This is a genomic window from Mesobacillus foraminis, assembly GCF_004340465.1.
GTDB lineage: Bacteria > Bacillota > Bacilli > Bacillales > Cytobacillaceae > Mesobacillus_B > Mesobacillus_B foraminis.
This window is the reverse complement of the sequence record NZ_SLVV01000001.1, coordinates 41,153-64,904: the sequence shown is the minus strand read 5'-3', so window position 1 is coordinate 64,904 and position 23,752 is coordinate 41,153. Positions and strand designations below refer to the sequence as shown.

Sequence of the window (23,752 nt, the reverse complement as noted above, 5' to 3'; positions counted from 1 at the left end):
AAAAATTATAATAATAGATTAAAATGGAATGAGGTCTACGAACACCAGGACTTGAAAGGAGAAAGCTTTCGTATGGAAATCAGCCAATTTTCGATTAGGAGACCCATCTTTACCCTTGTTACCATGTTTCTGGTTCTTATCCTTGGGGCAGTAAGCCTGTTGAATATACCACTTAAATTGATCCCTGAAATCAGCCCTCCGGTGGGGGTAGTGGTAACAAATTATTCTGGTGCAAGTCCAGAGGAGATTGTCGAGAAGGTTACAAAACCTCTTGAGGCGAACCTTGCTACGCTCCCAGGCATTAAAACAATGACTTCTACCTCACAGGAAGGGGCAAATTTAATCCTGATGCAATTCTCCTGGACGACGGATATTGAAGAAATCCAGGATGATATTATTCAAAGGCTCGATATGGCCCAGCTTCCTGAAGATGCAGAAAAACCAAGATTCATGAGATTCGATCCTTCCCAGTTTCCAATCATTCAGTTATCCCTGAGTGCTGAAGAGAAAGAAGACACACTTCGGCAGCTTGCGGAGGATTTAAAGCTGGAATTGACAAAATTAGAAGGGGTTGCAAGTGTCAACCTGTCAGGTACATCCGTAAAGGAAGTAAAGGTTGAACTGGATCAAAACAAACTTAGGACCTATAAATTGAGCCAGGCTGATATTGTGGACACCATCCGTGCAAACAATGTTTCCATGCCTGGGGATACGATTCAGACAAAAGGAAAGGAATTGACGACCAGGATTGTCAGTTCAATTGATTCTGTGGAAACCCTGGAGAATTTAACTGTTTCGTCCAACCTGCGGACCGGGCAAAAAATTCTCCTGAAAAATATTGCTTCCGTCAGTCTGGTTAATCAGGATGACCGGACAATCACCAGAACAAACCAGTCACCATCAGTATTATTAAGTGTTTTACAGCAATCGGATGCCAATACAGCAGCCGTTTCTAAAGAGTTTAAAACAAGGCTTGATGAACTTCTTGGCCAGGAAAGATATGCTGGTGTGAAGTCGGACGTACTGTTTGACCAGGGAGATTACATACGGATGGCCATCTCCAACATCTCGGATTCACTGATTCTGGGAGGGGCCCTGGCAATGGCTGTTTTATTCCTGTTCCTCAGGAATATAAAAAGTCCGCTGATAATAGGGATTGCTATTCCATACTCGGTCATTTTTACATTTGTGCTGATGTATTTTTCCGATTTCACGCTCAATATTATGACCCTTGGCGGTCTGGCCCTTGGCATTGGGATGCTCGTCGATAATGCGATTGTTGTTATTGAAAACATTTACAGGCATTTATCTATGGGAAAAGACCCCAAGACTGCTTCAAGAGATGGGGCTAAGGAGGTAGGTGGAGCGATTACTGCGTCCACATTGACGACAGTAGCGGTTTTCCTGCCGGTTGTCTTCATCAGCGGAATCATCGGGGAACTTTTTACAGAATTTGCGATGACCATCTCCTTTAGCTTATTAGCCTCGCTGGTAGTGGCACTGACGGTTATCCCGATGCTCGCGAGCCGGCTGCTCAAGGCTCCTAAAAAAAATTATGAGGCAAGAAGGCAGCGCTCCCGTTCAATGAAGGGGATCGACAGGACAATCAGGTGGGTGCTGGGGCACCGGCTTCTGGTTATCCTGATCACACTTCTTTTACTTGGAGGAAGTGCCTATGGTTTAACTACCGTCGGAACTCAGTTTCTGCCTCCGCAGGATGAAGGATTTTTCAGTGCCAGGGTTGAACTTGAAAACGGAGCGGCACTATCAGAAACAGAAAAGGTATTGTCTGCACTTGAAGCGCAATTAAAAGCTGAAAATGAAGTAGACGTTTATGTCAGTCTGATCGGAACGACCCAGGAGGCGAGCTTCCGGGGCACTACCAATGCGAATGTCGCTGAACTGTACGTTAAGATGAAAGACATGGAAAAAAGGGAACGCTCTACATTTGCCTTTGTCGATGATATAAAAGACCAATTCGAGAAAGCGGCAAAAAAGGCAAATAAAACTGCAGAGGTCACTTTTAACATGCAGTCTACTTCCGGCTCCAGTCCTAACACCCTAAGCTTCAGTATTAGAGATACGAACGAAAAACGCCTCCGTGATGCAGTGCAGAAAGTTTCAGAATCCTTGAAGGATTTAGAGGATGTCAATGAGCTGACGACTGATTTAATGGATAAGGTTGAAGAAGTGCAGGTGAGAGTTGATCGGGAGAAAGCCTATGCTCAAGGATTGGCCCCGGCGCAAATAGCAATGGCAGTCAATGATGTAACGAGGGGAACAATCGCAACCCAAATGATTGAAGGAGAGGAAGTCTTTGGTGTCAATGTCGAATATGACACGGACATTACCAGGAACCTTGACAGCCTTGGAAGGTTGCTGATAAGAAAGCCGGATGGAACTTATATCCCGCTTGATGCAGTAACAAATATTGAAACTGGCAGCGGCCCGGTCCGGATTCAGCGGATCAATCAGCAGGATGCGGTACAGTTTACGCTCAAATATAAATCGTCCACTAACCTTGGAGACATTTCAAAGCAGGTTGATGAAGAGATAGCCGGGCTGGGGCTGTCCGAAGGAACCGAAGTAGTGTTCAGCGGGGACAGGGAACTGCTTGATTCCTCCATGGATGATCTTTATCTGGCCTTCGGACTCGCTATTATTTTTGTCTACCTTGTTATGGCTGCCCAATTCGAATCATTAAAATATCCGTTTGTCATCATGTTTACAGTTCCCTTAATGATTATTGGGGTTTCTGCAGCCTTGACCTTAACACATACACCAATAAGTTTGACTGTGATCATTGGCTTGATTGTACTTGCCGGAATTGTTGTGAACAATGCGATTGTTATTGTTGATTATATCAATCAGAAAAAGAAGAGTGGAATGCCTTCCTATGAGGCTATTGTCACCTCTGTGAAGGACAGGCTCCGCCCCATTTTAATGACCGCTCTGACAACGATCCTGGGACTGGTCCCTCTTGCTCTGGGCTTTGGGGAAGGAACAGAAATCAACCAGCCAATGGGGATTGCAGTTATTGGCGGCCTGGTCAGCAGTACATTGTTAACTTTGTTTATCATTCCTGTCGTATATAGTCTTTTGGATAAGGAAACCAGAAGGATGAATAAAATGTATGCTACTCCTGATGGCCATCTAGTACCGGGTTATTTGCTGAAAGGGAAAAAGAGATATCTTCCCAGCGAATTGCGGGAATTAGGGAAGGAAGAGGATTCAACTAAAACATCCCCCACTCATGACCTTCAAAATAGCGGCCTGACAGACCAGGAATACTCACGGGATGACATGGCGCGGATGCTTGAGGAACTCTTAAAGATGGTGAAGGATGATGTAGATAAAAGGGGTGACCAAAAGCGAAATAAATAGGTGAATGATAATTATTAGCCGTTCATTTAGGAGACAGTTTAGACTGTGGATAAAATTCGATCACAATCGAGTTTTTCCGCAGTCTTTTTCGTTTCCCGTGTAAAATCAGTTAAGTCCATCCAGACCTTTTGCCTACTGTATTGCTCACATCTCATTTATGGGCGGTTTTTTACATTTCAATTGAAATAAATTAATTCCTCCAGGGACATCATAAGAAAATCGAAACGTCTCAATAACAGCTCATTTAAATATGGCACGCATTTGTATATTCAGCAAAAAGATCGTAATTTTATTAATTAAAGGAATGACAACATAGTGATGAAACGACTTAGCAAACTTGAAGCGATCCTATGGAGCGTTGCTCTCCCAGGTTTCCCGCAGCTGTTGTCGGGGCAGTTCCTTAAAGGAACGCTGTTTGTAATCCTGGAATTCGTGATTAATGTAAATGGGCATTTCAATGCTGCCATTATGTATAGTTTCTTATGGGAAATTGATAAGGCTTTTTCAGTGATTGATTATCAATGGGTGATGTTCTACCCATGTTTGTACATGTTTGGAATGTGGGATGCCTTTCGGAATACGCTGGATGGGGATATTAAAGGCTCTTACTTACCGTTCGCGTTTAGTGCTTATTTTATAACAGTCGGATTAATGCTCTCTCCCAAAATAACACTGTTTGGCGTATCCCTTGGGCCTGTCTTCCTTCCGATGCTGTTTTTGATTCCGGGGCTGGCAATCGGTTTTATCGTAAGGGCAATCCTGCTAAAATTCTATAGTATAAGGAAAAAGAATGTGAATTGAACAATGACCATTGCCCTAGGGTAGGGTCTTAATTTTTGAAAACATGTTTGAGCTCTAACCTGGCCCAAGATTTACACACTTTGATATGGTTTGTTTTCACCAATAATAAGGGCAGGAGGTGATTCTTTTGGAATCAGCACTTCTGCTTGAATATGGATGGGTGCTGCTGGTCCTAATAGGGCTTGAAGGAATCCTCGCCGCAGACAATGCGGTGGTTATGGCTGTAATGGTGAAGCACCTTCCTGCTGACCAGCAGAAAAAGGCACTGTTTTATGGATTGTTTGGTGCCTTTATTTTCCGCTTCTTGACCCTATTTGTCATTTCCTATCTTGCAGATTACTGGCAGGTCCAGGCTGTTGGAGCTGTTTACCTGTTTTATATTGCGGGCAGCAACCTCATTAAGAAGTCCCGTGGTAACCAATCAGATGAAGAACTGCCAAAACAAGGAACCTCGTCATTCTGGTGGACCGTACTAAAAGTTGAACTTGCTGATATTGCTTTTGCAATTGATTCTATGCTTGCAGCGGTGGCTTTGGCTGTAACCTTGACTCCGTCCGGGTGGTTCAGGATAGGAGGAATTGATGGCGGGCAATTTATGGTTATGTTCCTTGGCGGAATTATCGGGCTTGTCATCATGCGTTTTGCTGCCACCTGGTTCGTGAGACTGCTGAAAGAGCGCCCAGCGCTAGAAACAGCTGCCTTCATCATTGTTGGCTGGGTTGGTGTTAAGCTTGCCATTTTTACATTTGCGCATCCTCAAGTTGGGATTCTAGACCCACACTTCCCCGAATCTTCTGTCTGGAAAGTCACCTTCTGGGCAGTGCTGCTATTGGTTGCAATCGGAGGATATATTGTTTCAGGGAAAAAAATCAAGATCCATGAACATGGGTGATAAATGGAACAGAGCTCGGCTGCTAACGCTGGGCTCTTTCAATTCTGCAGAGAGACAATATCAAATAATCACACTGGCACCCCCAGAACCATGACATTCCCTCCGTAATCCTTTAGTGATAAAACGGCCGTTTTTGATTGTCCACCTCTGAACACCCAAATTGACACCCATGATATAATGTTGGGAGAAAAGAGGTGAGACTAATGCTAAGTCTATTATTCTTGGGAAAAAAGAAACAAAAGACGCTTGAGGAAAAAGTTGCATTGATTCAGCAAGGGGATCTGGTGCTTCGTGACGATCTTATTAAAGCGTATAAACCATTTATTGCAAAAAGCGTTTCAGCAGTGTGCAAAAGGTATATAAGCCAGACGGATGATGAATTTAGCATTGGGCTCATTGCTTTTAATGAAGCCATTGAGAAATATTCACCGGAAAAAGGCAATTCACTCCTTAGCTTTGCCGATATCCTTATTAAGCGCAGAGTCATTGATTTTATCCGTCAGCAGAGCAGAAACCAGGCTATTACCATGAATTTTGGCAGCGAATCTGACGAAGATGAAAACCATCGCTCAACCATTATAGATGCAGAACTATCCATTGAAAGCTTCCGTAAAAAGACCGATGAAGAGCGGCGAAGAGAGGAAATTGTACAGTTTCAGCATATACTCAAGGATTTCGGGCTTTCTTTTAAGGATCTAGTCGAAAATTCACCGAAACATGCCGATGCCAGAAGGAATGCAATGGAAGTTGCGAAAATTTTGAGTGAGAATCAGGACCTTAAAGATCTGCTGCTGGAAAAGAAGCGCCTCCCAATAAAACAACTTGAAAACTTAGTCGATTTAAGCAGAAAAACAATCGAGCGGAACCGTAAATATATAATAGCCGTTTCGCTCATTTTAATTGGGGATTATATTTACTTGAAGGATTATATTAAAGGGGTGCTAGATACATGAGAAAGGGTGTAATCCTTGAGGTCAATGATCGTTATGTGACATTATTGACTCCTGAAGGTGAATTCCTGCAGACCCGCAAGCTTAAACAGACATACGAAATTGGAAAGGAAATTCACTTCTTTCCAATACAGGCTGAGAAAAGAAAGCACCTGAAGTTTTGGACCGGATTTAACGGTAAAATGATGGTGCTGGTATCAAGCATCGTCCTTGTGTTTTTTACTTTTGCACCCATTTACGAGAACAGGCAAGTCTATGCCTATATGACGATTGATGTTAATCCAAGCATAGAACTTGGTTTGAATGATCACCTGGAAGTGATCAGCGCAGAGCCGTACAATAAAGAAGGAGAACGCATACTATCAGGTCTTGAGAAATGGAAAGGAAAAGACGCCACCCAGGTTGCTGAACAGGTCCTGGACGAAATAGAAGAGCAGGGATATCTAAAAACAGAAGATAGTGTGTTGATTGCTACGGTTAAAACAGATGAGAGCAAAAACTCTATCGACAAAGAGCTTAATGCTGCGATAACAGAGATTAAAGAGACTGGCGAGAGAGAAGAGCTGGAGTTTACCGTTCTTACTGGTACGGCCGAAGAGAGGGAAACGGCTATAAAAGAAGGGGTCACCACCGGGGTTTTTAAAGAAAAGACTCAAACTAAGCCGAAGCCTGGGAATTCCCAGAAGGATACGGAAGTGCCTGCAGAAATAAAGCAACCCACTCGGGATCTAGAAATTCGCAAAGCGACAGACCGTACGGAGTCTCCTAAAGACATACAAGATAAAAAAGCAGCCTTGGTTCAAAAGAATAAAGATAACAGCCTAGCTCAAAACAATGGAAGTCAAACAGAGAAAAAAGCACTGAAGAAGGAAGAGAAGAAAGCAGAAAAAATAGTAAGGAAAGTACAGAAGGAAACAACAAAAGAACAAGGCAAGAGTCAGGGTGGAGCAAAGAAGGCAGCACCAACGGCGAATCCGAAACCTCAAGTTCAGGTGGAAAAACCGGTCCAGCCCAAAAAGAACAAAGAAACGGGGCAGCAGCAAAAGAAGACTCCATCTGCCAAGAAACCAGGAAAGTCAGCAAATAATAATTCATCTAGACCTCCTGTAAAAGAGAATAAGAATCTCTCCAACGGAAAATCTGAAAAACAGAAGCCGGGCAAAGTGGATAATAAAGATAAGAAAAGCCATCCCCAGCCTGTTTCAAAAGAACATCCAAATGAAAAGAAACAGAATAGATAGCAAAAAGTCCGGTGAAAACCGGACTTTTTTGTCATTTTTATTTAATTTACTGCTGATTCCGGCCCGATAGTTCAGCCTGTGCTTGCTGAACCAGGCGTTTAGTGATTTCGCCGCCAACGGAACCATTTGCCCGGGAGACTGTATCTGAGCCAAGCTGTACACCGAATTCCTGGGCGATTTCAAACTTTACCTGGTCAAGAAATTGTTCAATCCCTGGAACGAGTAGCTTATTTGAGTTCCTTGCCATTTTAGTCAACTCCTTGCTGATTTGTAGAAACCATACCAAGATGCAGCGTTAAGTAATACGCTTCGGCTTTTTTTCTACACTTGTATTTTCCCTCGTTTTAGATAATCATATGTATGGTAATCATTTTCGGAAATAGGGAATCGATGGTTGGGTCAAAAAGGAATTACAGGTAAAATAACCGAAGAGGGATTATTACTTTAAAACTTTATTTATATTTTATATGATAAGGGGTAGGAAAGAACTGAAAGGAAATTTATGATGTTAACAAAACTTAGAACCTGGTTGAACAGAATGACCCCTGCACAGATGATTGTTTTATATTACTCGATTGCTGTTTCTGTTGCAGTGATATTGATTAGCCTTCCAATATCAATAAAACCCGGGGCAGACTGGTCCTTTATGGATGCACTCTTCGTAGCTGTCAGTGCCGTGAGCGTCACAGGTCTCACAACGGTCAATATAAGTGAAACCTTTACAGTGACCGGAAATTATATCTTGATGTTTGTTTTTCAATTCGGCGGCATAGGCATCATGGCTTTAGGTACTTTTTTCTGGCTGATTATTGGCAAGAAAATTGGATTGAGAGAAAGAAGGCTGATCATGGCCGATCAAAATCAAATGGGCCTTTCAGGTCTCGTGAAAATGCTGAAAGGAATTCTTGTTCTAATCATTTTAATCGAATTGATTGGGGCCGTCCTGCTGGGTGTCCATTTTCTCAACTATTATTCTGCATGGGAAGATGCATTTCTGCACGGACTCTTTGCATCCATCTCTGCTACGACAAATGCTGGTTTTGATATAACAGGTTCTTCTCTGATTCCATATGCCAATGATTATTTTGTCCAGGTGATTAATATCCTGTTAATGACACTAGGGGCAATTGGTTTCCCTGTATTGATCGAGACCAAAGAATATTTGATGAACCGAAATAAAAATCATATTCACCGATTTTCGCTTTTTACTAAAATCACAACTGTTACTTTTTTTGGTTTGCTGGTATTCGGAACTGTAGCAATCATGCTGCTTGAAAAAAATCACTTTTTAGCTGATAAATCATGGGTTGAGGGATTTTTCTATTCGTTTTTCCAATCCGCAACAACAAGAAGCGGCGGGCTTGCAACCATGGATATGAATAACTTCTCGGAGCCTACACTGCTCGTGCTGAGTTCACTGATTTTTATTGGAGCTTCTCCCAGTTCTGTGGGAGGAGGCATCAGGACAACCACCTTTGCGCTCAATTTGCTCTTTCTTTTTCATTTTGGAAGAGGAGGACGATCAATAAAAATTTTCAAGCGGGAATTGACAGAGGAGGATATTACAAAATCACTTGTCGTTACAATCATGGCAATGATCATTTGTTTTACGGCAACCGTCATCCTTACAATTACAGAAGACCATAGCCTGACGGCAATTGTGTTTGAGGTTGCTTCAGCTTTTGGGACCAATGGCCTGTCTCTTGGGATTACACCTGATTTAAGCATAATCGGAAAATTTGTCATCATCACATTAATGTTTATCGGCCGTGTGGGAATCATATTGTTCCTGCTTTTCATTGGGGGCAAGGGCGAAAATACACAGATTAGGTATCCAAAGGAAAGAGTTATTATTGGATAAAAAATACCGGGGGGGAACCCCGGATTTTTTTATCTTAATCCTGACCTTTACTTACATCAATGGTAGGATGCATGAAGGGATAAGCCTGCGGCTTTCGCTTCTCTTCAAGCAGCTCCTGGTTCTCGGCTGTATTCCAGCCGATATCATTTGTTGGATGTACCCATTTTTCGCCGGACATGATTGCGGGGTCCGTATTCTCGTCCCAATTTTCAAGTGGGGATTCAGGAGATGCATAATGGCTGTCGCCGATTACGACTCCGTAATCATTCTTAAATGGAGGCTGTATCTCCATGCCTGTGCCTTTAAAGCTGGGAGCACTTATTTGATGGGGGAGTGATTGATCCACGTCCAGCGGCCGAAGTTCCTCTGCTTTTTTATCCATCTAATCAGTCCTTTTTTTGTTATTTTCTGTTTCTCCCTGTTACTTATGTGCACTTTGTAATTGTAAAAACAGGAAAGGCCATACATACATATACCCGCCGAAAACGAGAAAAATAAGATTGCTTTAATAAAGGTGGAGGTGGTCAAATGGCAAAACGCAAAGCGGAAAGAAATGCTGTTGAAAAGTATACAAAAACACCGCACCGGAATACCCACGAATCAGAGTTCTCGGCAGAATTTACCCATGGGGAAGATGCTGGCAAGTTTGCAAACCGCAATTCCAAGCTTGGAAGAAAGGGCCGAAGCTGATGAATACTCAGAAGAAGGCCAATAACGGCAAAAGAGAAAGTGCGAATGTTGAATTTGGCATGGAGTTCGGGGATTTAAATGCTGCGAAAATGTATGAAACTCCATTTCCGAAGAAAAAGCGGAAAAACAAGTGATAAAAAGCCGGCATTAAGCCGGCTTCAGTTGTTTCTTTGTACACGAATAAGCTTTAGACGCATTTAGGGAAGGATCGAAATGTATTAGCAGGACAGAAGGTACCTTTTCAATTTCACCAGTTAAAAGATAGTTGTTCAGATCAAACGATATCTCTTCGATAACAGTATGTTTGTACAAGTCCTTCTCGTTCAAGCTGATTTGTTCCGAAAAAATCCCGCTGTCCATAATCTCCTTATATAATGCTGATCTCTCATGTTTATCCTTATCGAGCTCCCACCAGGGCTTCCTGGGCTTTTGGTTTTTTCCAGCCAGGTAATCATATTTCATCAGCCCTTCTATAATGGACATGTCCTTCATTCCGCGCTCACTAAGAAACTGGTGAAGGCGCCGGAATAAATCCTCCAGCTGATGACCAATTCTAGACCAGCCTTGTTTCTCCCAATAGGCTCCAAACTCCTGAAAGAAGTCAAAAGGTGTCTCGAATACTTTTGTCACCAGATATTCGACGGTCTGATTCATCCGATGGTCATTCCAGTATTTTTCAAGTACATCTTCCACTTGCTTGATCCGGATGATATCACTGAAAGGAAGCACATTGTTGCCGAGGATTTCGTAAGGGGAGTGGTCCATATAAATATAATCTTGGTCTTTTGCCCTCAATCTCAGCCCCGTCCCTCTAAGCATCTTCAGAAAACCGAGCTGAAGCTCTTCAGGTCTCATTGCAAAAACATCATTAAATGTCTTCTTGAATGATGAATAATCTTCCTCCGGGAGACCGGCAATTAAATCAAGATGCTGGTCAATTTTGCCGCCTTCTTTTACCATCGTTACAGTACGTTTAAGTTTTTCAAAGTTTTGTTTCCTCATGACAAGTTCGTTCGTAAAGTCATTGGTGGATTGTACGCCAATTTCAAAACGGAAAAGGCCCGCGGGCGCTTCCTTGTTTAAAAACTCTATAACTTCCGGCCTCATGATATCAGCTGTTATTTCAAACTGGAAGACGGTGCCGGGACGATGCTCATCAATCAGGAATCGGAACATTTCCATCGCGTAGCTGCGGCTGATATTGAAGGTCCGGTCCACGAATTTGATTGTCTTTGCACCATTGTCCATTAAATAGCGAATATCCTCTTTCACTTTCTCCCGGTCAAAGTACCGAACTCCAACTTCAATGGAAGACAGGCAAAACTGGCAGCTGAAGGGACATCCTCTGCTCGTCTCAATATAAGTGACCCTTTTGCCGAGATGAGGAATATCTTCCGCAAATCTGAATGGAGAAGGAAGCTCTTTTAAATCCAGTTTATTTCTCTGGGGATTGATTTTTATCTTGCCATCCAACCGATAGGCAATCCCCGGGACACTTTCAAAGGACTTGCTGCCTTCAAGTTCAGCCAGCAGCTGCTTAAAGGTTTGCTCACCTTCACCAATCACGATAAAATCAAATTCCTTTACCTCTGTCATCCAGTCCGTCACATCATAGGTGACTTCAGGTCCGCCAACAATTATCGTGATCGAAGGATTGATTTTTTTTATCATCCGGATGACCTTTATGGTTTCTTCTATATTCCAGATATAACAGCTGAAACCGATAATTTCAGGGCTTTTTTGCAGGAGGTCGGTAACTATATTAAGGATTGGATCTTTTATCGTGTACTCGGCCAGCTGAACATCATATTCGGGGCTGGCATAGGCCTTTAAGTAACGGATCGCAATATTGGTATGGATATATTTAGCATTTAAAGTGGCACATATAATATTCATAAAAAATTACTCCTTAACTATCCTGTATAGGTATAAACCAACATTTTATTATACTCCATTGTTGCCCAAATAGATAGGGCCCATCCAGCTGGAGGGCCCTTTTGTTTAGTTGCTAAGCATTTTCTTTCTGAATAATTTGTACAGTGCAGCCGTTCTATATTTAACTTTTATAAAACGGGACAGCTTCAATTCAATAATTGGCTGTGCAATCGCCGTTATAAAACCGCTGGACAGGACAAGTGTCAATGCAAGAGCAATCCCGGCCAGGAATAATAACGTCTCTGGATCTTGAAAATAACTGGCAGCGTCACTTTCCCTGAACGTGCGAACAAAAAATCCATGAAGCAAATAGACATAAAGGGTATGCTTTCCAAGCTTTGTAAAGAAATACTGTCCTTTGGGAACGAAAGCAAGGAAACTGAATACCATTATGGTACTTAACCCATAAAGACCAAGTCTGATCAGCATTCCTGTACCTGCTGCTGAATCCATTGCACTATATGGCTTAGAACCAAGCAGCCATTTATAATCAATAGTTGGGTATAGGGTGAAGCCGACAAAGACAATAAGGAATGATACTAAGGCCAGGATGCGGAACCCGGGCTTTGTTACTTTTTTGACATGGTCTTTAGTCAGATGGTACCCAAGCAGGAACATTGGAAAGAACACGAATGTTCTCGACAGGCTTAAATAGTTTGAAACCCAATCTAAATATCCGACACCAAGCCCCAGCAACAGGGAGATAGACAGCCCAATCCCTGGAGAAAGCCTGGAGAATCCTATCAGCATTATATTCCAGAAGAAAAGACTGATTAAAAACCACAAAGACCAATGAGGATTAAGCGGATCCACGGTCAAATGAGATTTGTCATAGAGGTAAAAATAATATACAGAATAAATGAGCTGGAAAATCAAATACGGCAAAATGAGTTTTTTGGCTATCTTTGCTATATATCCTTTTTCGTTAAAGCCTCTTGCGAAGAAACCCGAAACAAGGATAAATGCGGGCATATGGAAGGTATAAATGACCTTATAGATGGTATATATAATCTCGTTGTCTTCTATAAAAGTCCTCAAAAGATGCCCAAATACCACAAAAAAAATCAGGATAAATTTTGCATTATCAAAATAGTAATTTCGCTGTTTCATAATTCCTCCCCAATTTTAGCCCCCACAAAACACCTTTTCCCTTTATGCCAGAACTGAACCTGGGAAAAAAGTATGGTTTATTGGTGAATGCCGGTATAGGAAGGGCTTCACCATGAAGATTATGTATATCATCTTTTTTATCCAATTTGCAGCGAATCATTCACACAAAAGGCGCGAAAAAAGAGATGGAAGATTAGACATTTGTCACAGCATTTTGGGATGACAAGCCTTAAAATAAGAGAAGAAATTGTTCAATATTTATTGAATATAGTTGAGGGCAGAAAGCATGTCAAGGCTAGCCGAATAACTATGAGGGTGGTGAACAAAGGCATGAGTCATTGAGCAGGCTTGTCCAGACTGGCAGCATCAAACTTAAGAGTTATTTACTGGATCAAAATACTTTTCCCACGGTGAGGGGTTTCCTGCAAAAAGGCAGCAAGGCTAAGGTCCGCTGTCATATCCACTAAAATTGATCTTCTATGATATACTATGATGGCCTGCCCTTCAGATCTGGAGGAAGCGGATTTAACACCTATATCCTGGCACCTGCCACTTTAATTCTTTCCACTCTATCCGGCTTAACAAGAGCCGCTTCTTCCAATGATCCTTTAATATTCCGGGACTTTCTTAGCAGTGGGCTATAGAGGACCAGAAGAAAAGCAATCTAAAAATGGCATCTCTCAAATATTTAAGATAAGGGGCGAACGCCCGATCACTTAAATGGTAAGCATGTGGATGACCGCATGTATTGCATTATCTAAATAACTCTAAGGAGACTTCGAGAAACGATGCGTATATATACAACCATGGAATCTGAAATTGGAACACTTTTTCTTGTAGCAGAGAATAACCTGCTTTCAGCTATTCATATGGGAGAACAGGATTTCTTTAAACATGAAGATATTGATATGCTGACGAGGGAAGATCGGCACGACCTGCTTCAGGATGCTATCAATCAATTGAGAGAGTATTTTGGGGGAGCAAGACGCTCGTTTACACTTCCAACGAAAACCAGTGGCACCGAGTTCCAGCAGAAGGTATGGGAGCAATTACAGCTGATTCCATTTGGCTCAACAAAAAGCTACCAGGATATTGCTGAAGGAGTAGGAAGTCCGAGGGCTGTAAGAGCTGTGGGCCAGGCAAATAAAGCAAACCGGCTTCCAATCATTATCCCCTGTCATCGAGTAATCGGGAAGAACCGGACTTTAACCGGCTATGCCGGAAGCAGGACTGATATAAAGGATCTGCTCCTCCGTTTAGAGGGAGCAGGATTTAAACAGGAAAGGCTCTAGCGCTCTAATAGGATGATAAATATAATCAATCTTTGCTCTTGAAGTTTAGATTGATTATTTTTTTTCAATAATTAATCCTGTAAGCGCTATCAATATCAATTTCTCCATTTTGTATTCTTGCTGATTTTAAATGGGGCTCCCGGCTATGTGGCAATTTGACGCTGTAACTTGTCGAACAAAAAAATATTATCGAAGAAAACTGTCTAATTTTGCGAATCTATTTACAGGAAATTAAATATTTGTAATACTTCTATAAGAAGCCGCTTGTTCTTAGGAAAGAACGAGGGGGTTGGACTTAATTAGGAGGAGTTGCAAGTGCGCGAATATAACCATCCTCTCTTAGAGCAAATTCAAAAAAAGAGGGAAGAAATGATCGCTATTGCGCGCGAAACAGGACTTAGCAGCAATGAAACAATCCTCTGCAGTCAGGAACTGGACAAGCTGATCTATAAGTATCAGGCTTTGGTCCAAAAAGACCAGCAGAGAAATCTATCAAAAGGAATCCTATTTTGCAATTTGCAGTGGTTAATGTATAAATTCAATAGCCCGATGAGCACTTATGAAGCTTAGTACCTTGTTTTTTACCCCTAGAGCCCACAGAAAAGGTGGTGTCCTTTACGGGCACCTCTTTTGACGATGCTTACAGAAAAGAATTTGGATCCAAATCATGATCAACATTTGTTGCCGTGCCTTCCCAAGCCGGCTTGGTATAATCCCCATTAAACCGAACCGAAATGCTATTTTTAAAAAGCATACCTCAGAGGCCTTCCATATTCTCACTCAGAATTTTAATGGTCCCCAAACTTTGAAAGAGAAAATAAAATCACTAATCCAGTTTGCCCCACTCTGTTAAAGATTTAAGCTTCAGTATAAAACAGTTGTACTATGTGTGTAAAACGATTCATATATCGTATTACACACATTTTTTTATTTTTTATGAAGTAACCGCTTCCAAGGGGGATGTGACAAAACTATGCATATTGTTGTCTGCGTGAAACAAGTACCTGATACGAAAATTATTAAAATCAATCCCAAGACCAACACATTGGACCGGCGAAGTGCCCCGGCAATATTAAATCCTTACGACGCCCACGCTGTTCAGGAGGCTGTGCGGATCAAGAACCTGACAGGCGGGACAGTTTCAGTTTTATCCATGGGTCCTCCGCAGGCAGTTGCAGTGATAAAGAAAAGTATTGAAATTGGAGCGGATAGGGGCTTCTTAATATCAGACCGTGCGTTTGCAGGTGCAGACACGTTGGCAACCAGCTATGCCCTATCTAAGGCCCTTGAAAAAATCTCAATGGATCTGGAGGTTGATATGGTTATATGCGGGAAACATGCAATCGACGGAGACACTGGACAAGTTGGACCGGGGATTGCAAGACGTCTTGATATCCCGCCGATTACAAATGTGATAGAGGTAACCAGGATTAACCTCCCCGAGGGAAATCTAATAGTCAAACGAAAACAAATCAGCGGGTATGAACTCATACAGTCTGAGCTCCCATGCCTATTGACTGTGGAGAAGGACATAAATGATATTGAATATGCCCCAATGCCAAATATGATTAAGGCTGCCAGATATGAACCTGTTGTATGGTCAGTCAGCGACCTGGGAGAGGTGGACAGAAAACAGCTGGGTTTAAAAGGGTCCCCGACCATCGTAGGGAAAATGTTCACTCCGCCAAAGCTTGAAGGAGGGAAGATGATTGAAGGAGCCCTGGAAGAACAGTTGAATGAGCTGATGGATATTTTAATGGAAAGGAAAGATCTTTTTAGTTTTAATAACTCAAAGTGACTAATAAAGTATAAGGGGGGATCAATCATGGAAGAAAACCGTGGAGTCTGGGTATTTATTGAAGTTAATGAAGGCAAGATTGAAGACGTTTCCCTGGAGCTGCTCGGTGCAGGTCGGAAGCTGGCTGATAAATTAAATGTCCCTTTGTCGGGCATTCTGCTGGGATATGGTGTAAAGGACCTTGCATGCCAGGTCATCTATTCCGGCGCAGATGCCGTATATGTCATCGATCAGCCTATACTCAAGCATTACCGGACAGAAGCCTTCATGAAAGCTGTGATTCAGCTTGCGGAAAAATACAGGCCGGAGATTTTCCTGTATGGTGCAACCCCTAATGGAAAGGACCTGGCCAGTGCTGTAGCCACTGATCTTAGCACTGGACTGACGGCCGATACCACTATGCTCGATGTAGATGTTGACAAGCGGCTCCTAGAAGCAAGCAGGCCAGCTTTTGGCGGCAATATAATGGCCACGATACTCTGTAAAAAGCACCGGCCCCAAATGGCGACTGTTCGCCCGAAAGTAATGAAGGCACTTGAACCCGATATCAGCAGGAAAGGAAGCATTATTGAGGAAGATTTAAACCTGAAAGAAGAGGATATGCGTACCAAGGTGCTTGAAATTGTGAAAAATGTAACAAAGAAAACGAATTTAGCGGAGGCCCATGTTATTGTTGCAGGAGGAAAAGGCCTGGGGGACCTTCAGGGATTCCAGCTTATACACGAGCTTGCTGACACCATTGGTGCAAGTGTCGGTGCCTCCCGGGATGTCGTAGAGGCAGGCTGGCTGCCGCATGAATACCAGGTCGGGCAGACCGGAGAGACGGTAACGCCCAAAGTTTACTTTGCTATTGGAATCTCGGGGGCAATCCAGCACGTGGTGGGCATGAAGAATTCGGAGCTGATCATCGCTATAAACAAAGATCCGAAGGCCCCAATTTTTGACGTAGCCACCTATGGAATTGTGGGCGATGCCCATGAGATTATCCCGAAATTAATTCAGCAGTTTAAAGAGATAGGCAGGGAGAAGGGCGGGGAAATCAACTATGCCTGAAAAATTTGATGTAATTATCGTTGGGGCCGGACCGGCTGGGACTTCCTGTGCTTTTGTATGTGCCAAAAATGGGCTGAATGTGCTGCTGATTGAGAGAGGGGAGTACCCAGGAAGCAAAAATGTAATGGGCGGAGTCCTATACCGGAAGCAAATGGAGGAGCTCATTCCCGAGTTTTGGAAGGAAGCGCCGCTGGAAAGACCCGTTATCGAGCAAAGATTCTGGATGATGGATAAGGAGTCGGTCGTGCAGTTCGGTTATAAGGGACTTGAATGGGGGCAGGAGCCTTACAACAATTTTACTGTACTCAGAGCACAGTTCGACCAGTGGTTCGCCCAGAAGGCAGTAGAAGCCGGTGCTCTCTTGGTTAATGAAACAGTTGTAACAGAATGCCTAGTTGAGGACGGGAAAGTCGTAGGTGTAAGAACAGACCGGCCAGATGGCGATGTTTTTGCAGATGTTGTGGTCCTGGCAGACGGAGTTAATTCCCTGCTGGGCAAACAACTGGGATTCCATAAAGAGTTTCGTCCAGATGAAGTGGCTCTGACCGTTATGGAAGTTATCAATCTTTCAAAGGATAAAATTAATGAACGGTTTAATCTTAGTGAAAATCAAGGCTGTACGATAGAAATTTTTGGCGACTCGACTAAGGGCAATTTAGGAACCGCTTTTCTTTATACAAACAAGGATAGCCTTAACATCGGCGTTGGAACAACCCTCTCAAGTATGATTAAGGCAAAGCTAAAGCCATATGAGTTGCTCGACTATTTGAAAACGCATCCAATGGTGAAGCCATTTTTGGAAGGAGGAGAATCGGCCGAATATCTTGCCCATTTGATTCCCGAAGGCGGGTACCGGTCCGTGCCAAAGGTGGCCGGCAATGGCGTGGTTGTCGTCGGGGACGCTGCCCAGCTTGTCAATGCCATACACCGTGAAGGATCCAATATGGCAATGGCCTCTGGGAAGATGGCGGCCGAAACCATTATATTAGCAAAGCATGAAGGAGATTTCAGTGAATCCAGTCTCAACCGCTACAGAGAGGAATTATATGGAAGTTTTATCATGAAGGATCTGGAAAAATACAAGGATGCTACGCATGTATTCGAAAAATATCCTCAGTACCTAAGAGACTATGTTCCAATGGTTAACAGGGCTGCCAGCAAATTCTTTACGGTCGATGGCACGCCTAAAAAAGATAAACAGAAGGAAATCATGCGGAGCGTTACAGGAGAAAAAGGCACAATCAGAGTGCTAAAGGATATATACCGAGCCTGGAAGGCGGTGAAGTGATGTCAACGAATAACATCGAAGAAAAACAGTACCTTCTGCGCTTCAAATGTGATACCAAATCCCATCTCACTGTACTTGACCATGATATTTGCATGACCCAATGCCCGGATAAACTTTGCACAGTGTTCTGCCCGGCAGAAGTATACAAATGGGAGGGCTTAAGGATGCAGGTAGGGTATGAGGGCTGCCATGAGTGCGGGAGCTGCCGTATTGGATGCCCTTATCAGAATATCAAGTGGGAATATCCGAAAGGCGGGCATGGAATTGTGTTCAGGCTGGCCTGATAAGAAGCACCGGTGCAATGGGCACCGGTGCTTCTTTTTGGGTTTATGTATATGTATGTATGGAAGGTTTTGTAGGATTTTTCACATGATGGAGGAAAAAGAAATGAAGCTAATAAGTGCGGCTCAATGAGGGTTAGCTAATTTTCTCTTGTGGAGCGGCAGCAGGGGTATCGTTTCGAAGCTCAGTTTCGATGTGGCGGGCGGTTTCAATCGCCTCATGAATGCTGTCAAAGCAGATTGATGTATAGCAAGGTGCATTTGCATCGTATATGCCAGCACTGTCAGATGGAAAAACAGATACAATCCACTCAAATTTAGTGCTTGCCAAGGCTGTTTTTCCTTCTAAGGCGATGAACCAATGAGACGGTATTGACTGACCTGAAAAATGGTCGATAAATAATTTTGAATCACAGGAACCAGCAGGGATTAATGCTCTTCCGTAAAAATCCCGGTAATGTTCATTTTGCATGTGGAGTCCCTCCCCGAAAAGTTGTTGTACTTATAGTATATAAGTGGAAGGGGAATAAATTTACAGAAAATTATTAAATTTTAAAAGAATAAACAATTCGCCCAGTTGATTGATAAAGTCTTGAATTTTTAAGAATAGTAATCCGCCAGTTTTCCGAATATAAAAAGGAGCGGTGATTAGGCCGCTCCCTTAAGATTAAATTCATTGATTCCAGGCAGCTAAGGTTTCATCGGAAGGGAGCAGGATGGTCATGATGCCCAGTAAAGGAAGAAACCCTGTATAAATGATGGTTAATGGCAGGCCAATTAGATCGGCTAAATAGCCAAGACCAATAGAACCGAGTGCCCCCATGCCAAAGGCAAGCCCAACGGTCAGACCGGCCATGGTCCCAATTTTCCCCGGGACCAGTTCCTGTGCATACACAACGGTAACCGAAAAGCTTGACATCAAAATAAAGCCGCATAAAGCCAGCATGGCAAAGGCTGCAGCTGGAGGGGCGAATGGCAGCAGAATCGAAATCGGTGCCGTTCCAATAAGGGAGAGAAAAATAATTCTTTTTTTTCCGAAGCGATCCGCCAGTGGACCTCCAAAGAATGTGCCTATCGCACCTGTTATCAGAAAGGCAAACAGGAATAACTGCGATTCCCTAATAGTCAGCCCGTACTTTTCAATGGCGTAAAAAGCATAAAAATTTGTGATTCCTGATAAATACCAGGACCGGGCAAAAATGAGAAGCAAAATAACAATTAACGATTGTTTGATTTTTTTGATGAAACCCTGGTTCCCCTTGCCGACCACTTTTTTTGCTTTAGTTCTTAAAGAGGCTTCCTTCAGCCTGCCCGCATACCAGGTGGCAATGTAAAAAAGAAGGGCTACCGCTGCAGCGGCAACAATGATAAACCATGCAGCTCCCCGCTGGCCGAAAGGCACCAAAATCAATGCTGTTATCAGCGGAGCCAATGCCTGGCCGGAATTTCCCCCTACCTGATATATGGACTGAGCAAGACCTCGCCTTGGACCGGCTGCCATGTAGACGACCCTGGAGCCCTCCGGGTGAAAGATTGCGGACCCTAGGCCAATCAACAGAACGGAAAGGATAATCCATTCAAAGCTAGGGGCAAAGGCCAGGCCCATAATCCCAAATAAAGTAACAGTAAGACTGACGGGGAGAACAAATGGCATTGGTTTGCGGTCGGAGATCAATCCAATGACTGGCTGCATAATGGATGAGACGATATTGAGGGAAAAGGCAATCATGCCAAGCTGGGTAAACGATAGTCCCATTGACTTTTCCAATATAGGAAACATCGCAGGAATGACAGATTGAATGGAGTCGTTCAGCAGATGGCACAAGCCAAGGATAAATAAAATTTTATAGGTTGTTGTCTCCTTTTCCTTTTGGGGCAAGGGACGGGCAGCACTTTGATTCATAAAATCCCCTTCTTTTAATAGATTGATAATTTATTAATAACTACATATATATTACAGAAATTATCAGATATTTGAAATGAAAATCGCCATTTCTGATCGTTAATTAATCCCCCGTCTCTGCACAAATGTGTATGGGCACCTTGGAGTATATGAATACCGCGGCTTGGCCGATGTCAAAATTGCCGAGTGGCTGCGGCGGTACCTAGTATTGATCTTTCTCCATTAAATGAACCGTTTGCTATTAAAAAAACTGCAAGTTGATGTACTTGTGTTCACAAGCAGGACACAGTTTTTTCAATAAAAGAGAAGAATCTATGCATAACCAAAATTAATCGATGCATAAACCAGAAAAATCAACCGATAAAAGGCAAGAATCGATCGATAAACCAGCATGGTGACCAGGCGGCTATAGGCCGGCCCTGAAATTAAGGTGCTGAACCGCTATTTTTACGCAGGGCGTCGTCCTTTTAAGAGGTACCTCCTGGACTTTGAAGAAGATACAACCCATTTTCACAAGCAGGACACAGGTTTTTCAATAAAAGAGAAGAATCTATGCATAACCGAAATTAATCGATGCATAAACCAGAAAAATCAACCGATAAAAGGCAATAATCGTCGATAAACCAGCAAGGGGACCAATCAGCAGTGCAAAAAAGGTGCTGACTCCCTGTTTTTACGCTGGGCGTGGTTCTTTTAGGAGGTATCTCCTGTATTTTGAAGATGAAACAACCCATTTTCACAAGCAGGAGACAGGTTTTTCAATAAACAGTGTCAGCCATTGTAGAGTGTCATCCAATTGTAGAGTATTATCCAAATTCACCAAGAATACATGGTAAATTTCACAAAGGATAGTATCGCCGTATTCAACCCATCATAATCTTTGGAAGTGAAATTCCAGAGAGGGGGATTCTGTTGGATCATTTTATGCTTGGTGCTCATGAGGTCCTGGAACTTCACGAGGTGCTGGAAGGGACAGTTTCGGCTATTCACCAATTCCGGCTCTATCAGTCCCACGTTCAGGATGATGATTTAAGTACCCTTATAAGTACCCAACTAACGTTTATGTTAAGTGAGTATGATTATTTAGTGTCCCTGTCTGAATCCATTTCCAATACTAAAGGGGAAGTCTATAAAAGGCATAACCCTAAGGTTGACCCGGTTTATGGATTGGACGGCCCGCACATGATCTATCCGAAACCTTCTCTTCCACAAATGACAGACCGTGATGTCGCATCTGGCATGCTGCAGGCTCTTAAGAGCGGGGCGGTCATGAAGATGAGGGCTTCGCTGGAGATTGCCAGCCGTCCATTGCGGGATGCATTGCAGCAGGCATCCCAAAATTGTTCTGAGCAAGCTTATGAGGTCTTTCTTTATATGAACAGAAGAGGATATTACCAGGTACCTTTCCTATCCAATCAGCAAGATGTATTAAGGCAATATCAGTATTCACCGGAATCACTTGGTTTTGCCCCGAGAGCCTGACAACACCCTTACTAGGAGGAATCACGATGAATACACCACAGCAAGGAATACAGCAAGTTAACCAGTGCAGACAAATGGCCCAGCAGCTTATCCAGCAAACGCAGCAAAGCAACCAGCAGTACCGTCATATGCTTCAGCAGGAACAGCAAAATGTTCAAATGCTTGAACAGCTTGCACAGCGTGAAAGACAAGCGGCTCAATATTTGCAGCAAAGTCTTCATAATCATGAAGTGGCCATCCAAAGATGCCAGGAAGTCATTGCGCTTTGCGGTCAAATGGAACAGCAGTTATCACAGCAATACAATCAAGCGTTTCAGCCAAGTTTTGGCCAGCCTGTACAAACATTCCGCCAGTAAAAAAAACACCAGGGTATGTTCCCTGGTGCTTTTTCCTGCCTACCATCCACGGCTTGCACCCCCGCCCCCGGATGAGCCGCCCCCGCCGCCTCTTGGACCGCCTCCTCCTCCGCCCCTGGAAATCATTGATAACAGGGCAAAGGTGAATGTGCCGCCAAGAAACTTTATATCTAAAAAAATCAATCCAACAATAACAAGAATCAGCAGCCATGGAGGCGAAGAATCTTCCTGGCTTTCCTGAACTGGGTAGCTTGCTCGATCTCCCGTTGCCTCATTAGCCAATGCTTTATAGGTATTCATCACGGCTAGATTAGGCTGTCCTGCCTGGAGATAAGGAATTGCATTTGCATCCAGGATTCGGCCCGCCTTGCCGTCAGGGATAATCCCCTCGAGTCCATAGCCTACTTCAATCCGGATTTTTTTATCATTCATCGCCAAAACCAGCAGCACGCCATTGTCATGTTCTTGTGTTCCAAGTCCATAGGCCCTGTATGCCTGATTAGCGTATTCTTCAATGGTAGTATCGCCAATTGACTCTACCGTCAGGACGGCAATCTGGTTAGTGGTCTGATCATCTGTCCTCATCCCGATGTTTCTTAGTTCAGCCTCTTCACTGTCACTTAAAATATTGGCAAAGTCCTGAACGTATATATCACCAACAGGGCGAGGAACCGGGCTGTTGCCAGATAACCCGGCATGAGCTGTTAATTGGAAAAAGAAGATAAAAGCAAGAGCAAGGCAAAATGCCTTTCTCGGAAGCATTACCCTTGGCCTCCAAAGTCTACATTAGGTGCTTCCTGTGACCTTGGATCCGCTTTAAAGTATACTTTTTCGTCGAACCCGGTAATTCCGGCAACAAGCGCTCCAGGGAAACGTTTTACCTTCTTGTTATAGACAGAGACTCTGTCGTTGTAATCCTGTCTTGCGATGGAGATCCGATTTTCAGTGCCAGCAAGCTCGTCCATCAATTGGGTGAATTGTGTGTCAGCTTTTAAATTTGGATAATTTTCAACAACCACCAAAAGGCGGCTCAATGCTGAGGAAAGCTCGGCATTTGCTGTCGCTTCTTCCTCTGGAGACCTTGCGCCGGCTAGTCTCGCACGTGCATCGGAAATCGATTGAATGACTTCTTTCTCATGGGAAGCATACCCTTTTACTGTGTTGACAAGGTTAGGGATGAGGTCCAGCCTCCTTTGCAGCTGATTTTCAATCTGTGCATATGCCTGGTCGACATTTTCCTCCTCATTTACAAAACCATTGTAGCTGGACATCAGCATAAGGCCCAGAACCACAATGATGGCAATAATAACACCAATTCCTAAAAAACCTTTTTTCATTTTGCCACTCCTAATCTGTAATAGTAATTAGGTTGTATAATTCCCTCAATTAGCTAAGATATAAACCCTGACGCTCATAAGCTGTTAAATGCAGGAAT

Annotated in this window: 24 protein-coding genes; 16 read left to right on the top strand and 8 right to left on the bottom strand. The window is 43.2% G+C overall.

Translation table 11 applies throughout. The features are described 5' to 3' along the window. The first annotated feature begins 72 nt into the window (after positions 1-72). The 5 genes from EV146_RS00320 to EV146_RS00300 all read left to right on the top strand — a co-directional run bounded on the left by EV146_RS00320 (position 73) and on the right by EV146_RS00300 (position 7,268). The gene (locus EV146_RS00320; protein WP_132000669.1) at positions 73-3,384 is read left to right on the top strand and encodes an efflux RND transporter permease subunit; all 3,312 of its coding nucleotides are present in this window, start codon (positions 73-75) and stop codon (positions 3,382-3,384) included. 318 nt (positions 3,385-3,702) lie between these two features. After that, on the top strand, positions 3,703-4,185 hold the full coding sequence (locus tag EV146_RS00315; RefSeq protein ID WP_132001430.1) for a hypothetical protein: 483 nt from the start codon (positions 3,703-3,705) through the stop codon (positions 4,183-4,185). Positions 4,186-4,312: 127 nt separating this feature from the next. Further along, positions 4,313-5,077, top strand: coding sequence for a TerC family protein (locus tag EV146_RS00310; RefSeq protein WP_132000667.1), 765 nt, complete (start codon positions 4,313-4,315; stop codon positions 5,075-5,077). A gap of 194 nt (positions 5,078-5,271) precedes the next feature. Further along, on the top strand, positions 5,272-6,030 hold the full coding sequence (gene sigI / locus EV146_RS00305; protein ID WP_241993761.1) for an RNA polymerase sigma factor SigI: 759 nt from the start codon (positions 5,272-5,274) through the stop codon (positions 6,028-6,030). Beyond that, entirely contained in the window at positions 6,027-7,268 is a 1,242-nt protein-coding gene (locus EV146_RS00300) for an anti-sigma factor domain-containing protein (RefSeq protein ID WP_132000663.1), read from the top strand. The genes sigI and EV146_RS00300 overlap by 4 nt, the downstream gene beginning before the upstream one ends. Positions 7,269-7,314: 46 nt before the next feature. Here the strand turns inward: EV146_RS00300 and EV146_RS00295 are convergent, their stop codons facing one another. Further along, complete coding sequence (locus tag EV146_RS00295; RefSeq protein WP_121609465.1) at positions 7,315-7,515, bottom strand: alpha/beta-type small acid-soluble spore protein; 201 nt, start codon at positions 7,513-7,515, stop codon at positions 7,315-7,317. Between the two features lie 258 nt (positions 7,516-7,773). On the opposite strand from EV146_RS00295, the gene EV146_RS00290 reads away from it, so the two are divergent. After that, positions 7,774-9,129: a TrkH family potassium uptake protein gene (locus tag EV146_RS00290; protein ID WP_132001427.1), complete on the top strand. Its 1,356-nt coding sequence runs from the start codon at positions 7,774-7,776 to the stop codon at positions 9,127-9,129. A gap of 34 nt (positions 9,130-9,163) precedes the next feature. On the opposite strand, the gene EV146_RS00285 is transcribed toward EV146_RS00290, so the two are convergent. After that, a complete protein-coding gene (locus EV146_RS00285; RefSeq protein WP_132000661.1) occupies positions 9,164-9,511 on the bottom strand; it encodes a DUF3905 domain-containing protein in 348 nt (115 codons plus the stop codon). A gap of 146 nt (positions 9,512-9,657) precedes the next feature. Between EV146_RS00285 and EV146_RS27375 the strand changes: the two genes are divergently transcribed. Next, the gene (locus tag EV146_RS27375) at positions 9,658-9,819 is read left to right on the top strand and encodes a hypothetical protein (protein WP_162990108.1); all 162 of its coding nucleotides are present in this window, start codon (positions 9,658-9,660) and stop codon (positions 9,817-9,819) included. Beyond that, positions 9,819-9,953 carry a hypothetical protein gene (locus EV146_RS28070; protein ID WP_257535644.1) on the top strand — a complete coding sequence of 45 codons (135 nt, stop codon included), beginning with the start codon at positions 9,819-9,821 and terminating at the stop codon, positions 9,951-9,953. Before EV146_RS27375 ends, EV146_RS28070 begins: the two co-directional genes overlap by 1 nt. Positions 9,954-9,966: 13 nt before the next feature. Here EV146_RS28070 and EV146_RS00280 read toward each other — a convergent pair whose 3' ends face one another. Next, the gene (locus tag EV146_RS00280) at positions 9,967-11,715 is read right to left on the bottom strand and encodes a B12-binding domain-containing radical SAM protein (protein WP_132000659.1); all 1,749 of its coding nucleotides are present in this window, start codon (positions 11,713-11,715) and stop codon (positions 9,967-9,969) included. 105 nt (positions 11,716-11,820) lie between these two features. Then, positions 11,821-12,864: an acyltransferase family protein gene (locus EV146_RS00275; RefSeq protein ID WP_132000657.1), complete on the bottom strand. Its 1,044-nt coding sequence runs from the start codon at positions 12,862-12,864 to the stop codon at positions 11,821-11,823. A gap of 806 nt (positions 12,865-13,670) precedes the next feature. Between EV146_RS00275 and EV146_RS00270 the strand changes: the two genes are divergently transcribed. From EV146_RS00270 to EV146_RS00245, 6 genes are all read left to right on the top strand, one after another. Beyond that, positions 13,671-14,156: a methylated-DNA--[protein]-cysteine S-methyltransferase gene (locus tag EV146_RS00270; protein ID WP_241993760.1), complete on the top strand. Its 486-nt coding sequence runs from the start codon at positions 13,671-13,673 to the stop codon at positions 14,154-14,156. Positions 14,157-14,471: 315 nt separating this feature from the next. After that, a complete protein-coding gene (locus EV146_RS28065; protein ID WP_277873197.1) occupies positions 14,472-14,726 on the top strand; it encodes an aspartyl-phosphate phosphatase Spo0E family protein in 255 nt (84 codons plus the stop codon). Positions 14,727-15,129: 403 nt separating this feature from the next. Then, positions 15,130-15,954 (top strand): electron transfer flavoprotein subunit beta/FixA family protein, encoded by an 825-nt coding sequence (locus EV146_RS00260; RefSeq protein WP_132000653.1) that lies wholly within the window; start codon positions 15,130-15,132, stop codon positions 15,952-15,954. A 27-nt stretch (positions 15,955-15,981) separates the two neighbouring features. Then, positions 15,982-17,007 carry an electron transfer flavoprotein subunit alpha/FixB family protein gene (locus EV146_RS00255; RefSeq protein ID WP_181215899.1) on the top strand — a complete coding sequence of 342 codons (1,026 nt, stop codon included), beginning with the start codon at positions 15,982-15,984 and terminating at the stop codon, positions 17,005-17,007. Further along, positions 17,000-18,295, top strand: a complete 1,296-nt coding sequence (locus tag EV146_RS00250) for an FAD-dependent oxidoreductase (RefSeq protein WP_121609456.1) — start codon at positions 17,000-17,002, stop codon at positions 18,293-18,295. Before EV146_RS00255 ends, EV146_RS00250 begins: the two co-directional genes overlap by 8 nt. Continuing rightward, positions 18,295-18,579 carry a ferredoxin family protein gene (locus EV146_RS00245; protein WP_121609455.1) on the top strand — a complete coding sequence of 95 codons (285 nt, stop codon included), beginning with the start codon at positions 18,295-18,297 and terminating at the stop codon, positions 18,577-18,579. The genes EV146_RS00250 and EV146_RS00245 overlap by 1 nt, the downstream gene beginning before the upstream one ends. Before the next feature lie 133 nt (positions 18,580-18,712). Here EV146_RS00245 and EV146_RS00240 read toward each other — a convergent pair whose 3' ends face one another. Beyond that, positions 18,713-19,048 carry a hypothetical protein gene (locus tag EV146_RS00240; protein ID WP_132000649.1) on the bottom strand — a complete coding sequence of 112 codons (336 nt, stop codon included), beginning with the start codon at positions 19,046-19,048 and terminating at the stop codon, positions 18,713-18,715. Positions 19,049-19,249: 201 nt separating this feature from the next. After that, on the bottom strand, positions 19,250-20,479 hold the full coding sequence (locus tag EV146_RS00235; RefSeq protein ID WP_132000647.1) for an MFS transporter: 1,230 nt from the start codon (positions 20,477-20,479) through the stop codon (positions 19,250-19,252). A gap of 912 nt (positions 20,480-21,391) precedes the next feature. On the opposite strand from EV146_RS00235, the gene EV146_RS00230 reads away from it, so the two are divergent. Then, a complete protein-coding gene (locus EV146_RS00230) occupies positions 21,392-21,961 on the top strand; it encodes a spore coat protein (protein WP_132000645.1) in 570 nt (189 codons plus the stop codon). A 26-nt stretch (positions 21,962-21,987) separates the two neighbouring features. Further along, positions 21,988-22,317, top strand: a complete 330-nt coding sequence (locus tag EV146_RS00225) for a hypothetical protein (protein ID WP_132000643.1) — start codon at positions 21,988-21,990, stop codon at positions 22,315-22,317. Between the two features lie 39 nt (positions 22,318-22,356). Here EV146_RS00225 and EV146_RS00220 read toward each other — a convergent pair whose 3' ends face one another. Further along, the gene (locus EV146_RS00220) at positions 22,357-23,079 is read right to left on the bottom strand and encodes a TPM domain-containing protein (RefSeq protein ID WP_132000641.1); all 723 of its coding nucleotides are present in this window, start codon (positions 23,077-23,079) and stop codon (positions 22,357-22,359) included. After that, positions 23,079-23,654, bottom strand: a complete 576-nt coding sequence (locus tag EV146_RS00215) for a LemA family protein (RefSeq protein ID WP_132000639.1) — start codon at positions 23,652-23,654, stop codon at positions 23,079-23,081. The genes EV146_RS00220 and EV146_RS00215 overlap by 1 nt, the downstream gene beginning before the upstream one ends. Positions 23,655-23,752: the final 98 nt, after the last annotated feature.